This window comes from Mesorhizobium sp. W016, assembly GCF_054719485.1.
In genome coordinates this window covers 1,149,782-1,162,345 of record NZ_JBTTIF010000002.1, presented here as the reverse complement: position 1 = coordinate 1,162,345, position 12,564 = coordinate 1,149,782, and the positions used below count along the sequence as shown (strand labels likewise).

Here is a 12,564-nt window from a genome sequence, read left to right as displayed (position 1 = left end):
GGCGGAAATTGTCAAAGCCGGAGTTTAAGGGAACCCGGCCGCCAAGCATTTCTTACGCTTGCAGAGGTTGACGCAGGCGGCCATCCGGTCAAGTTTCAGCATCCGGTCGCATCAGCGGCGTATTTCACTCGATCCCCCGTTCGAGACGTAGAAGAGGAGAGGCGCCATGGCCGACGAAGCGCTTGTTGTCATCGACCTGCAAAACGACTTCTGCCCCGGCGGCGCACTGGCGGTTGCCGGCGGCGACGAAATCGTGCCGCTGGTCAACGATCTGATTCGGCATGCCGAGCATGTCGTGCTGACGCAGGACTGGCACCCGGCCGGACATTCGAGCTTTGCCTCCAGCCATCCGGGGGCGCAGCCCTTTAGCGCGATCGAGATGCCCTATGGGCCGCAGACGCTGTGGCCGGACCATTGCATCCAGGGCAGCCTCGGCTCGGATTTTCACTCGGGGCTCGCCTGGACCAAGGCCGAGCTGGTGATCCGCAAGGGATTTCGCCCTGATATCGACAGCTACTCCGCCTTCTTCGAGAACGACCACAAGACGCCGACGGGGCTCGCCGGCTACCTCAAGGAGCGCAGCATCGACAGTGTGACCCTGGTTGGCCTGGCGACCGACTTCTGCGTTGCCTTTTCGGCCCTCGACGCGGTCAAGCAAGGCTTCAAGACGACGGTGCGGCTCGACGCGTGCCGCGGCATCGATCTAAACGGTTCGGTCGAGGCGATGCTGAAGAGGATGCGCGATGCCGGGGTGAAGCTCGAAGACCCGATCTCGGAGTGACTGGATCGTGACGCATCGAGGGGGCTGCACACAGTTGGGGAAGGCTTTCGCGGCAGGTGTACTCGCTTCCGCTGTGTCTCCGCAAATGGCCTTCGCGGCCGAGGCCCGCGGCCTGCCCGATGCTGCCATGTCGCTGTGGTGGGCGCTGCCTTTCGCCGGCCTGCTGCTCTCGATCGCCACCGGACCGCTGCTGTTCCACTATGTCTGGGAGCATCATTACGGCAAGATCGCCGCCGGCTGGGCAGCGCTGGCGGTCATCCCGCTGATGGTTGCATTCGGCGTTCCGGTAGCCGGTGAAGCCGTGCTGCACACGCTGCTCACCGAATACATGTCCTTCATTATCCTGCTGTTCGCGCTCTACACCATTTCGGGCGGCATCCTTGTCGCCGGCAACATCCATGGCACGCCGCTGGTCAATGCCGGGCTGCTGCTCGTCGGGGCGATGCTGGCCTCGGTGATCGGCACCACCGGCGCCTCGATGATCCTGATCCGGCCGATGCTGCGCGCCAACGACAACCGGCAGTTCAACGCCCATGTCGTCATCTTCTTCATCTTCCTGGTGTCCAACATCGGCGGCTCGTTGACGCCCTTGGGCGACCCGCCATTGTTCGTCGGCTTCCTGCGCGGCGTCGACTTCTTCTGGACGTCGGCGAACCTCTGGCGCGAGACGCTGTTTACCGGCGGCCTGGTGCTGCTTGTCTTCCTGGCCATCGACATCATGCTGCATCGCCGTGAAGGCGGCGCGCCGAAGATCAAGGATCCGACGCCGGATACGAAGGTGCGCCTTCGCGGCCTGGCCAATCTGCCGCTGCTGGCCGGCGTCATTGCCGCGATCCTGCTGTCGGCAGCGTGGAAGCCGGGCGTGAGCTTTTCAGTGCTGGGCGTGAGCCTCGAACTGCAGAACCTGGCGCGCGACGCCATTATCCTGGGGCTCGCCGGACTGTCGCTTGTCGTGTCACTCAAGAGCCATCGCGAGGCCAACGGCTTCACCTGGGGCCCGATCGCGGAGGTGGCGAAACTGTTTGCTGGCATCTTCATCTGCATCGTGCCGGTCATTGCCATCCTTCGCGCCGGCCATGACGGCGCGCTGGCGCCGCTGGTCGCGCTGGTGACGTCACCCACCGGGCAGCCCAATGATCTCGCCTATTTCTGGCTGACCGGCGGGCTGTCGTCCTTCCTCGACAATGCGCCGACCTATCTGGTGTTCTTCGAACTCGCAGGCGGCGACGCGCGGCACCTGATGACGGAGGCGGCCTCGACGCTGGCCGCGATCTCGGCCGGCGCGGTGTTCATGGGGGCCAACACCTATATCGGCAATGCACCCAACTTCATGGTCTACGCCATCGCCCGACACCGCGGTGTGAAGATGCCGGGCTTCTTCGGCTACATGGCATGGTCAGGGCTGGTGCTGATCCCGATCTTTTTGATCGCCGGGTTCCTGTTTTTCGGCTGATCAGCCGACGCCGACATAGCGCCTGACTGCCGATGGGTCGGCGCGCAATTGCTCGACATCGACGGTCTCGCGGTTGCGGCCGTTTTCGATGAAGCAGACGCGGTCGGCGACCGACAGCACGGCGTCGACGCGCTGTTCGACCAGAATGGTGGAGACACCTAGCTCACGCAGCTTCACCACCGTCTCGCGGATCTTGGCGATCATCGACGGCATCAGCCCTTCGGTCGGCTCGTCTAGCAACAGCACCTGCGGCTCCAGACAAAGCGCGCGGGCCATGGCCAGCATCTGCTGTTCGCCACCGGACAAAGTGCCGGAGCGCTGCCGCAGCCGCTGGCGCAGCAGCGGGAAGAGGTCGAGCACGCTCTCGCGCGTCGCTCTTCCCTTGCCGCGCGCCATCAGGCCGATCTCGATGTTTTCCGCCACCGTCATCTCGGCGAACAGCCGCCTGCCCTGGGGCACATAGGCGACGCCGGCCTTGGGCACCTCATGCGCCGCCAGGCCGGTCAACTCCTTGCCGGCGAGCCGGATCGAACCGGCGCTCGACCGAACCAGCCCCATGATCGCTTTCAGCGTCGTCGTCTTGCCGGCGCCGTTGCGACCGAACAGGCACAGCACCTCGCCCTTGTTGAGCACTAGGTCGAGCCCATAGAGCACCTGAACCTCGCCATAGAAGCAGTCGAGCCTGGAGATAGTCAGCGCTTCAGTCTCGTGGGCTTCAGTCTTGGGGGCTTCGCTCATGGCGCCGTCCCCAGATAGGCTTCCTGCACCTGTGTGTTGGCGCGAACCTGTTCGGGCGTGCCTTCGGCCAGGATCCTGCCGGCGTTGAAGACCGTGATGCGGTCGGCCAGCTGCATGACGACAGGCATGTTGTGCTCGATCAAAAGCACGGTGGCGCTCTTGGCGATCTCGCGCACCAGTTCGATGAAATTGTCGATCTCGCTGTCGGCCAGCCCTTGCGTCGGCTCGTCGAGGATCAAAAGCCGCGGCTTCAGCGCCAGGCCCATTGCCACTTCCAGCAGGCGCTGATGGCCGTAGGAAAGCTGGCCGGCCGGCATATGGGCGCGGCCGGCCAGTCCGGTGCGTTCCAGCGCGGCCATGACGCCGGTGCGCACCGCACCTTTCGAGCGGGCATCGGTCAGCGTGCGCTGCACCGGCAGCGCGACATTATCGTAGGCAGAGAGGTTGGCGAAGACGCTGGTGATCTGGAAGGTGTAGGCGATGCCCCGGCGCACCCTGAGATAGGCCGGCTGGCTGGTGATGTCGGCGCCGTCGAAGACGATCATGCCGGACGATGGCTGAATGCGGCCGCTGACCAGGCTGACGAAGGTGGTTTTGCCAGCGCCATTGGGACCGATGACGGCGCGGATCTCGCCCGGCATCAGCTGAAAATCGACACCGTCGACGGCGCGCAGGCCGCCGAAACTGCGCGCCAGGCCTTTGGTGGTCAGCAACGGCATCATGGCAGCCACCCGAGCCAGCGCTGGCGGATGGTGCCCAGAATGCCTTTGGGGAAAAACAGCACCAGCAGGATGAGCGCAATACCGACGATCAGGAGATAGGCGGAGGTGTAGCCGCTGGCGGTGTCGATGACATAGTACATGAACACCGTGCCGAGCAGCGCGCCCAGCGTCGTGGCGGCGCCGCCGAGCAGCACCCAGAGCAGCGGCAGGATGGAATACTGCACCGAGGCAAAGCTCGAGCCGACATAGCCGAACAGCAGCGCATAGGCCGCACCCGAGGCGGCGCAGATGGTGCCGGAGACGACGACGGCGATCAGCTTGTTGGAGAAGGTGTCGTAGCCCAGCATTTTCGTGCGCTCCTCGTTCTCGCGCACCGCGACCAGCACGCGGCCATAGCGGGAGCGGACGATGGCGAGGGTGATCAGCAGCACGACCGAGAACAGCGCCAGCGCGCTCATGTAGCGCACGGTCGGGTTGGTGAGGTCGAGCGATGTCGAGCCGAAGGCCAGAACCCGCGCCGGCTGCGGCACCACCAGACCCTGGTCGCCGCCGGTCCAGGCGGCGAAATAGAGGATGGTGAGGTAAAACACCTGCGCGAACATCATGGTGACGATCATGAAGGCGACGCCGGTGGTGCGCAGCGCCAGCAGGCCGATCACAAGTGCCAGCAGCGCGCCGCAGGCGATACCGGCGAGGAAAGCCAAAGGCACGCTCCAGCCGAGATGGATGACGGCGAGACCAGCGCCATAGAGCCCGGCGGCGAAGAACATGGCGTGGCCGAGGCTGAGCAGGCCGACATAGCCGAACAGCATGTTGTAGCCCATGGCGAACACCGCCAGCACCATGATGCGGGCGAGCAGGCCGTGATGATAATCCGGCAGGACGAAGCTCAGGGCGAACAGCAGCGCGATGGCGCCGATATGCAATGCATACGCTTTTGCCGGCGAAGCTTCGCTCATCGCGGCGCCTGCCCGAACAGGCCTTGCGGCCTGAACACCAGCACCATGGCCACCAGCAGCGTGGCTATGATCTTGGCCAAAGTCGGCGAGAAGAACACCGAGATGATGCCATCGGACAGGCCGATCAGCACGGCGGCAACGACGGTGCCGCGCAGCGAGCCGAGGCCGCCGATGATGACGACGATGAAGGACAACAGCAGCGGGTCCTGCCCCATCAGGTAGTGCGCCTGACTGATCGGCACGATCAGCACGGCGGCGATGGCCGCCAGCATGGCGCCGAGCGCGAAGACGCCGGCATAGACGCGGGCGACCGGAATGCCGAAGGCCTGCGCCGTCTCGCTGTCATATTGGGTGGCGCGCATGATGAGGCCGATCTTGGTGCGCGTCAGCACCAGCCAGGTGGCGATGAGCAGAAGGGCCGAAGCGGCAATGATCGACAGCTTGTAGCCGGAATAGCCGAACCAGGGCAAAAGGATGCGGTAGCTGAAGGGCGGCTCCACCGGGCGGGCTTCCGGGCCATAGAAGCTCAACGCCAGCTGCTGGATGATGTAGAGCATGCCGATCGTGGCGACGATGGTGGCTTCCGGATTGTAATTGAGCCGCCGCAGCACAAGCCGCTCGGCTACCAGCGCAATGGCGCCGACAATCAGCGGCGCAATCACCAGCGCCGCCAGGAAGCCGAGCGTGGGATGGCCGGGTATCGCCGTCGAGATCGCCCAGGCCAGCACCGCGCCCAGCATGAAGAACTCGCCATGGGCGACGTTGACGACGCGCATGACGCCGAACACCAGCGACAGCCCAAGCGCCGTCAGCGCCAGCACGGCTGAGGTGACAAGGCCTTCGAGGGCGGCGAGGAGGAGATGGGGTCCGAAATGCATTCAGGGCGCCCTTACCCTCCCCTTGTGGGGAGGGTGACCGCGCAGCGGTCGGGTGGGGGTTGGGCACGGGCCGTCGCGACCCCCACCCCGTCTCGCAAGCTTCGCAAAAGTGCGAAGCTTGCGTGCCGACCCTCCCCACAAGGGGGAGGGTAAGGCGCCTCACAGCGCCTGCGTCGTATAATCCCCTTCGGCCTCGTAAAGCCCGTCCTCGATCTTGGTCTTGTGGACGACATTCAGCTTGCCACCTTCGACCTTGGAGATGTTCTGGATGCCAAAACACTGGTGGATCTTGCCGTTGAAGGTCTTCGGCCCCTGCGGATGCTCCGGCCCTTCGGCGAATTCGGTCAGCGCCTCGGTCGCCTCGACCAGCTTGGCGCGGTCTTCCAGGCCCTTGTAGCCGGCGTCTTCCATCGCCTTCTTGACGACATAGAGCGTCTCCCAGCAGCCGAACATGTGGGCGGCGGTGGAGACGCCCTTGGGGTCGCCGACGGCAGCGCCATTTTCGTCGATGCCAACGGCGGCGCGGTAGGCTTTCTGCGCGGCCGAGTCATTGGCCTGGGCATAGCGCGGCGAGCCTTCCCAGAAATGGCTGCCGTCCAGGAATTCGAGGCCGGGGCTGTTGATGTCGGTGGCTTCGAGCGAATTGATGAAGCCGAACAGCTGCGGCCGGTTGGAGCCGTAGAACTCGCCGAGTTCCTTGACGAAGGTGAGCACGGCCGGGCCGACCATCACGTGGTAGATGACTTCGGTCTCGGCCGGTATCTGCGGGAAGTATTTCGTAAAAGACGACTCTGTCGGCGGGATGGCGATCTGGGCGATGACCTCGGCGCCTTGCGCCTTCAGCGCCGGCGGCAGGTAGTCGCGATGGTCGTAGCCGAAGGCGAAATCCGGGAAGATCTGCGTCACCTTCTTGCCGGCATTGTCCGCGATCCATGGCGCCATCGACTGGATCTGGCTCTTCACATCGGTGATGCCGGGCTGGAAGACGTAGCGGTTGAGCTTGGTCGAAGCGACATGGTGGCCTTCGCTGACGACGAAATAAGGGATCTTGTTTTCGCCGGCGGCCGGCGCCGAGCCGATCACGACATGCGAGAACAGCGTGCCGAAGACGATGTCGGTCTTGTGCTGGGTGGCGAACTTGCCGACCACTTCGGCGCCACGGCCGGGATCGGTGCCGTCATCCTCGATCACCAGTTCGACAGGTCGGCCATTGATGCCGCCGGCGTCGTTGATCGCCTTGACCGCGGCGGCACTGGTCTTTTCATACCAGCGGCCATAGGCGGCGCCGATGCCGGTGCGGTGCGACTGGAAGCCGATCTTGATTGGCGCCGAACTCTGCGCCTGGCTGTAGCGGACGAAGCCGGGCGCGAGCGTCAGCCCGGCGCCGGCGGCGAGACCTTTCAGCGCGGTGCGGCGGCTAAGGGTGGATTTGGAGAGATCGAAAAACCCATTCTTGTCAGTCACGGCAGTTCCCCTGTTTTTGAGTTTTGACTGTCTGTAACGAGGCAAGGCCACTCCCTTGCAGGAGGGGCAGAAATTGCATGTGTACAAACTAAATCACCAAAGCACAGAGCTTGCAAGCGGGCTTTCCGCAAAGGCATGTGGATCAGCTTGTCTCATCCGGCCGTCGGCGTGGCAAGCAACCACAGGCCGAAGATCGTGTAGGCAATCATCAGCATGGTGAGCGGCAACTGGCTGAGGGCGGCGCGCGATGGCGCCTGGTGCAGTCGCCAGGCCAGTCCATGGGCAACGAGCACCGCCAGCATGTGCCCGGCGATGATGATGCCGGCCTGCAGGTTCCACAGCCACCAGGCGGAGTGGGCCCCGGCGACGAGGCCGGCCTCGATCTGCATGTCGGCGGCGCCGAACAGGTTCCATCCCAGCGCGAACGGGTCGGACAAAGCGGCAATCGCATACTGGCCGTCGACCAGCAGCGCCGTCAGATAGTGCGCGACATGATAGGCGAGCGCGATCGGTACGATCGACCAGACCAGCAGCCCGGCGGCCTCGCCGTGGGAATGTCGGCTGCCGGCAAGGCGCTGGCCGAGTATGACGGCCAGCAGGAATGCCGCCGCGAGCAGGACGAAGGTCAGCACGAGGCCAAAGCTGCTTATGCCGATGAGCGCCGTGCGGCCGGGATATTCCAGCGGGTTGATGCCGAACAGGCCGAGCCAGAAGAAGGTTTTCGACAGGCCGTCGAAGGACACCGATGACAGGCTGAGCAGCAGGACGGCCATACCGCTTGCCGGCAGGGGCGCTGCGCCGAGCAGTTTTGAGCCCGGCCAGCAGAGAGCGAGGCGACCGTGTTCATCGCGCTCGACGATGGCGAAACGAGCCACCATGGCGAAAAAGATCGTCAGGAATTCGCCGCGCCGGCTCCAATCGCGGTAGCCGAAGGCGAGCATGGCGATGAAGGTAAGCAACCAGTAGAGGCCGGCGGCATAGGCCAGCCGCGCCGGGTCGTCGGGCGCCGGATAGATCAGTTCGAACCAGGCGAAGGCGAAGAACAGGATAACGGCCGGCCAGCGGCCGAGCCATGAAGGCAAACGCGATTTCTGTCCCTCACCGCCACGAAGCTTGAACAGGCGGCTTTCGATCCGCCGCGGGCCATACCATGGATTCAGCCACGACCAGAGATCGCCGAACAGGCCTTGCGCGATGGCAAGGCCGACCCAGAGCAGCGTCCAGATGGTTAGCGACAGCGGATTGGAGAGCGGGTCGCGGCTGCCGAACAGGCCGGCGGCGATGAGCGTTGCGAAGCCGGCAAAGGAGATGAGGCTGATGATTGTGCGGGCGGTGTCGCTGAAGGTGAAAAGTTGTAAGCGGCGGCGCCAGAAGCGGTCGAGGGTTGCGGGTGGCAGCAGGGCGAGGACGAGGAAGCTGACCGCGACGGCAAGCGCGCCGCCGGCGATGTAGTAGCCGGTGGGAAGCAGGAGGACGTGGCCGCGGTCGGAGGCGTGGGCGAAGGCAGGGGTGGGGAGGAGTGTGAGGGTGGTGGTGATAAGGGTTGGCCGGTGACAGCCGCGCTCTACGACGCCCCCCTCTGTCCTGCCGGACATCTCCCCCTCAAGGGGGGAGATTGGCAGTTGCCCTGCCGGCGCTTCCTTTGCAACGTCGGAGATTAGCGAAGGCGGAGATGACGGGGTAATCTCCCCCCTTGCGGGGGAGATGTCCGGCAGGACAGAGGGGGGTGGGCGGGAACTCACGCTATCGCGATTTCCATTTCGTCCAGCAAGGCACCCGCCGACCCTCAAACCTTGACCAGCTGCTCCACGCGGTCCTTCGCCCCGAAAATCCGGAGATAGCGCTCGATCTCCTTCTTGTCGCCCGTCGCTTTCGCCGGATTGTCCGACAGCTTCACCGCCGGCCGGCCATTGGCCTCCGTTACCTTGCAGACCAGCGATATCGCATCCAGGCTGTTGGTTTCGGTCGGCGCGCAGCCTTCGAAATCGTTGGTGAGGTTGGTGCCCCAGCCGAAGGACATGCGCACCTTGCCCTTGAAGTGCCTGTAGGTCTCCTCGATGGTTTCGACCTCGAGACCGTCGGAGAAGATCAGCAGCTTCTGCCTGGGGTCCTTGCCCTTCTCGCGCCACCAGTCGATGATTTTTTCGCCGCCTTCGATCGGCGGCGCGCTGTCGGGGCGGAAGCCGGTCCAGTCGGCGACCCAGTCCGGGGCGTCGCGCAGGAAGGATGCGGTGCCGAAAGCGTCGGGCAGCACGATCAGCAGGTTGCCGCCGTAATAGCGCTGCCAGTCCTGCAGCACCTTGTAGGGCGATTCCTTCAATTCCTTTTCCGACTTGGCAAGGGCGGCAAAAACCATCGGCAATTCATGCGCGTTGGTGCCGAGCGCTTCGAGGTCGTTGTCCATCGCCAGCAGCACGTTCGAGGTGCCGGTGAAGGCTTCGCCGATGCCTTCCTTGAGCGCCTCGACGCACCAGCGCTGCCACAGGAAGGAATGGCGGCGGCGGGTGCCGAAATCGGAGATGCGGATGCCGGGCAGCGCCTTCAAGCGTTCGGTCTTGGCCCACATCTTCCCCTTGGCGCGTGCATAGAGCACGTCAAGCGCGAAGGGACCGAAGGCGCGCATGGCGGCGCGGGAACGAAGCTCATTGATGATCGCCAGCGCCGGGATTTCCCACAGGGTGGTGTACATCCAGGGACCGCTGAAGGAGAGCTCGTACTGACCGTCGCGCTTGGACAGCTCGTAGTCGGGCAGCCGAAAACCTTCCAGCCAGCCGAGGAATTCCGGCTCGAAGATCTGCTTGCGGCCATAGAAATTGTTACCGCCAAGCCAGATCATCTCCTTCTTGGAGAAGCGCAGCGTGCGAGCATGGTCGAGCTGGTCGCGCAATTCGCCTTCGTCGATGTCGTCGGCAAGCCGCACCGAGGTAGTGCGGTTGATCAGCGAAAAGGTGGCGTCGACCTTGGGGTACATGCCCCAGATCATCTGCAGCATCAGAAGCTTGTAGAAATCGGTGTCGAGCAGGCTGCGGACGATCGGGTCCAGCTTCCAGGTGTGGTTGTAAACGCGCCGCGCTATATCGGTTCTTGCCATGTCCTGCCGTCGCCTTCGCTGCTCACGTCTGTCTTACGCAATTCCGGACGGAAAACCGCCGCACTCGTTTCCTGGAATTGCCTGGCAAGAGCTTAGTAGCATTGAATTTTTGAAAGCGCTTCCCGCTTTCCGGGCTGGCCCGACAAAAAGCAGTCGCTCCGGTCCAGCCTCAACTCTTGGCGCCCACCACCCGCAGCGCCGGACGCTTCCGGCGGCTGCCGATGCGGCCGGCCACCGGCGCGTCGGCCCGGCTGTCGGCCTGTTCCTTTTCGGCAAACAGCCAGTCGACGAACAATTGCACGATCGGCGCCGAACGCATCTCGTTGCGGCAGACGACGTAGAAATCGTCGACTGCCGGCACCGACAGGCTGAACGGCGCCACCAGCAGGCCCCTGGCGAGCAGCATGCTGGCGGTGACGGAATTGCCGAGCGCCACGCCATGTCCGTGCACCGCGGCTTCGATCGCCGTACGGGCGTCGCCGAGATGGTGGCGGCGGCCACGTTCGAGGTCGAGCCCATCGGCGGCGGCCAGCCAGGTGTGCCATTCGCGGCCATCATCGCCATGCAGGATGACATGGCCAGCAAGATCCCGGCAGATGCGGAGCGGCCGGTTGTTGATCAGCGTCGGACTGACCACCGGGAACAGTTCGAGGCCCGACCATTTGCGCATCCAGCAATCGGTCCAGCTGCCGTCGCCATAGAGCACGCAGACATCGACCTGTGGGGCGCGGATGTCCTTGGGGTCGTTGGACGGGATCAGCGTCAGCCTGATGTCGGGGTATTGCGCCATGAAGCTGCCGAGCCGCGGCGTCATCCATAGAAGCAGCAGCGCCGGCACGCAGGACACCGACAGTGTACCGGCGCTGGCTGGCCTGGTCATGCGCTGGGTGGCGGCGGCGATGCCGTCGAAGGCGGTCGAGACCGCCGGCAGCAATTCGGCGCCGTGCGGGGTGAGCTTTACCCGCTGTCCGGTGCGTTCGAACAGTTTTACGCCGAGTGATTGCTCGAGCGCCTTGATCTGGTGGCTGATCGCGCCGTGGGTGACGTTGAGCTCACTCGCCGCCTTGGTCAGCGAGGCATGCCGCGCCGTCGCCTCGAAGGCGCGCAAGGGATTCAAGGGGGGCAGACGCTTGGCCATGAGCAACCGGATACTCTGTGAGATTTTCTCACAATCAGCACCGTAACAATATCAATTGATTTTTCAATGCGGCTGCCGGACACTTTGGCAGGTCAACAGCATTAATGACGTGAAATCTACAGGCAGCCAGCGGGACAGCGACCCGGCCGGATGATGGTCAGTTTGCAGACGCTGCCGCATGCACCAGCCCGGCAGGAGGAGACCGACATGGGTTATGACAGAGGCAAGCTCGACGCGCTGCGCCGCAAATATGGCGAGAGCCATGGCGGCGAGATGTTCGACCCGAAGTTCCGCAAGGTCGCCGACAAGATCTTCTCCAAGAGCGGCACCCGACTCGCGCCCTATGCCGGCATCCCGACCTTCCTCGCCGCGCCCTACCGTGAAATCGCTGCCGACAATCCGGATTTCGGCGATTTGCAGGTGGCGATCATCGGCGTGCCGATGGATCTCGGCGTCACCAACCGGCCCGGCTCGCGCTTCGGGCCAAGGGCGCTGCGCGCCATCGAGCGCATCGGCCCTTACAATCATGTGCTGGAATGCGCGCCGACGCATGAGCTGCGCGTCGCCGACATCGGCGATACGCCGTTCCGCAGCCGCTACCGGCTGGAGGTCAGCCACGAAGACATCGAGCGCCGCACCAACCAGATCGTCGATGCCGGCGTGCTGCCGCTTTCGGTCGGCGGCGACCACTCGATCAGCCATCCGATCCTGAAGGCGGTCGGCAAGAAGGCGCCGGTCGGCATGATCCATATCGACGCCCATTGCGACACAAGCGGGCTGTTCGACATGACCAAGTTCCATCATGGCGGACCGTTCCGCAACGCGGTGCTGGACGGCGTGCTCGACCCGACCCGCACTATCCAGATCGGCATCCGCGGCTCGGCGGAGTATCTGTGGGAGTTCACCTATGAATCCGGCATGACGGTCGTGCATGCCGAAGAGGTGACGGGTCTCGGCATCCCGGCCATCATCGAGAAGGCGCGCAGAATAGTCGGCGACGGCCCGACCTACATTTCCTTCGACGTCGACAGTGTCGATCCGGCCTTCGCGCCAGGCACCGGCACGCCGGAAATCGGCGGCCTGACGACGCGCGAAGTGCTCGAACTGCTGCGCGGCTTGAAAGGCCTCAACATCGTCGGCGGCGACGTCGTCGAGGTGGCGCCGCAATATGACGCGACCACCAACACCGCCCATGTCGGCGCCCAGGTCCTTTTCGAGATCCTGAGCCTGATGGTGTTCAGCCCGGCGATCACCGGCAAGGGGGCCTGACGGATTTCACATGCAAAGGCGGCCGCCGCGCTGGAGCCGGCGGCCGTTTCCAAAACAAACAAGCTTCCAGA

The 12,564-nt window shown here is 64.2% G+C and carries 11 protein-coding genes; 3 read left to right on the top strand and 8 right to left on the bottom strand.

Features of this window, described 5'->3' with window-relative positions; translation table 11 throughout:
• Positions 1–166 precede the first annotated feature (166 nt).
• Both pncA and ACYG9V_RS06190 read left to right on the top strand, forming a co-directional pair.
• Positions 167–781, top strand: coding sequence for a bifunctional nicotinamidase/pyrazinamidase (gene pncA, locus ACYG9V_RS06195; protein ID WP_023683560.1), 615 nt, complete (start codon positions 167–169; stop codon positions 779–781).
• Between the two features lie 85 nt (positions 782–866).
• Positions 867–2,234, top strand: a complete 1,368-nt coding sequence (locus ACYG9V_RS06190) for a sodium:proton antiporter (RefSeq protein ID WP_050588706.1) — start codon at positions 867–869, stop codon at positions 2,232–2,234.
• On the opposite strand, the gene ACYG9V_RS06185 is transcribed toward ACYG9V_RS06190, so the two are convergent.
• The 8 genes from ACYG9V_RS06185 to gcvA form a co-directional block, all read right to left on the bottom strand.
• The gene (locus tag ACYG9V_RS06185; protein WP_023683562.1) at positions 2,235–2,972 is read right to left on the bottom strand and encodes an ABC transporter ATP-binding protein; all 738 of its coding nucleotides are present in this window, start codon (positions 2,970–2,972) and stop codon (positions 2,235–2,237) included.
• Positions 2,969–3,694, bottom strand: coding sequence for an ABC transporter ATP-binding protein (locus ACYG9V_RS06180; RefSeq protein ID WP_023683563.1), 726 nt, complete (start codon positions 3,692–3,694; stop codon positions 2,969–2,971). The genes ACYG9V_RS06185 and ACYG9V_RS06180 overlap by 4 nt, the downstream gene beginning before the upstream one ends.
• Positions 3,691–4,653, bottom strand: a complete 963-nt coding sequence (locus ACYG9V_RS06175) for a branched-chain amino acid ABC transporter permease (RefSeq protein ID WP_023683564.1) — start codon at positions 4,651–4,653, stop codon at positions 3,691–3,693. Before ACYG9V_RS06175 ends, ACYG9V_RS06180 begins: the two co-directional genes overlap by 4 nt.
• The gene (locus ACYG9V_RS06170; protein ID WP_023683565.1) at positions 4,650–5,531 is read right to left on the bottom strand and encodes a branched-chain amino acid ABC transporter permease; all 882 of its coding nucleotides are present in this window, start codon (positions 5,529–5,531) and stop codon (positions 4,650–4,652) included. The genes ACYG9V_RS06175 and ACYG9V_RS06170 overlap by 4 nt, the downstream gene beginning before the upstream one ends.
• Before the next feature lie 159 nt (positions 5,532–5,690).
• Complete coding sequence (locus ACYG9V_RS06165) at positions 5,691–6,995, bottom strand: ABC transporter substrate-binding protein (protein ID WP_460221925.1); 1,305 nt, start codon at positions 6,993–6,995, stop codon at positions 5,691–5,693.
• 152 nt (positions 6,996–7,147) lie between these two features.
• Positions 7,148–8,590 carry a hypothetical protein gene (locus tag ACYG9V_RS06160; protein ID WP_352764802.1) on the bottom strand — a complete coding sequence of 481 codons (1,443 nt, stop codon included), beginning with the start codon at positions 8,588–8,590 and terminating at the stop codon, positions 7,148–7,150.
• Between the two features lie 191 nt (positions 8,591–8,781).
• Positions 8,782–10,086, bottom strand: a complete 1,305-nt coding sequence (gene pncB / locus ACYG9V_RS06155) for a nicotinate phosphoribosyltransferase (protein ID WP_023671281.1) — start codon at positions 10,084–10,086, stop codon at positions 8,782–8,784.
• 169 nt (positions 10,087–10,255) lie between these two features.
• The gene (gene gcvA, locus ACYG9V_RS06150) at positions 10,256–11,224 is read right to left on the bottom strand and encodes a transcriptional regulator GcvA (protein ID WP_460221924.1); all 969 of its coding nucleotides are present in this window, start codon (positions 11,222–11,224) and stop codon (positions 10,256–10,258) included.
• A gap of 207 nt (positions 11,225–11,431) precedes the next feature.
• Between gcvA and speB the strand changes: the two genes are divergently transcribed.
• Positions 11,432–12,493, top strand: coding sequence for an agmatinase (gene speB, locus ACYG9V_RS06145; RefSeq protein WP_023695895.1), 1,062 nt, complete (start codon positions 11,432–11,434; stop codon positions 12,491–12,493).
• The last annotated feature ends 71 nt before the right edge of the window (positions 12,494–12,564 follow it).

Coding starts and splice junctions, on each gene's coding strand:
- ACYG9V_RS06190 (WP_050588706.1), top strand. CDS start 867: ATGGCCTTCGCGGCCGAGGCCCGCGGCCTGCCCGATGCTGCCATGTCG.
- ACYG9V_RS06160 (WP_352764802.1), bottom strand. CDS start 8,590: ATGTCCGGCAGGACAGAGGGGGGCGTCGTAGAGCGCGGCTGTCACCGG.
- pncB (WP_023671281.1), bottom strand. CDS start 10,086: ATGGCAAGAACCGATATAGCGCGGCGCGTTTACAACCACACCTGGAAG.
- pncA (WP_023683560.1), top strand. CDS start 167: ATGGCCGACGAAGCGCTTGTTGTCATCGACCTGCAAAACGACTTCTGC.
- ACYG9V_RS06185 (WP_023683562.1), bottom strand. CDS start 2,972: ATGAGCGAAGCCCCCAAGACTGAAGCCCACGAGACTGAAGCGCTGACT.
- ACYG9V_RS06170 (WP_023683565.1), bottom strand. CDS start 5,531: ATGCATTTCGGACCCCATCTCCTCCTCGCCGCCCTCGAAGGCCTTGTC.
- gcvA (WP_460221924.1), bottom strand. CDS start 11,224: ATGGCCAAGCGTCTGCCCCCCTTGAATCCCTTGCGCGCCTTCGAGGCG.
- ACYG9V_RS06180 (WP_023683563.1), bottom strand. CDS start 3,694: ATGATGCCGTTGCTGACCACCAAAGGCCTGGCGCGCAGTTTCGGCGGC.
- ACYG9V_RS06175 (WP_023683564.1), bottom strand. CDS start 4,653: ATGAGCGAAGCTTCGCCGGCAAAAGCGTATGCATTGCATATCGGCGCC.
- speB (WP_023695895.1), top strand. CDS start 11,432: ATGGGTTATGACAGAGGCAAGCTCGACGCGCTGCGCCGCAAATATGGC.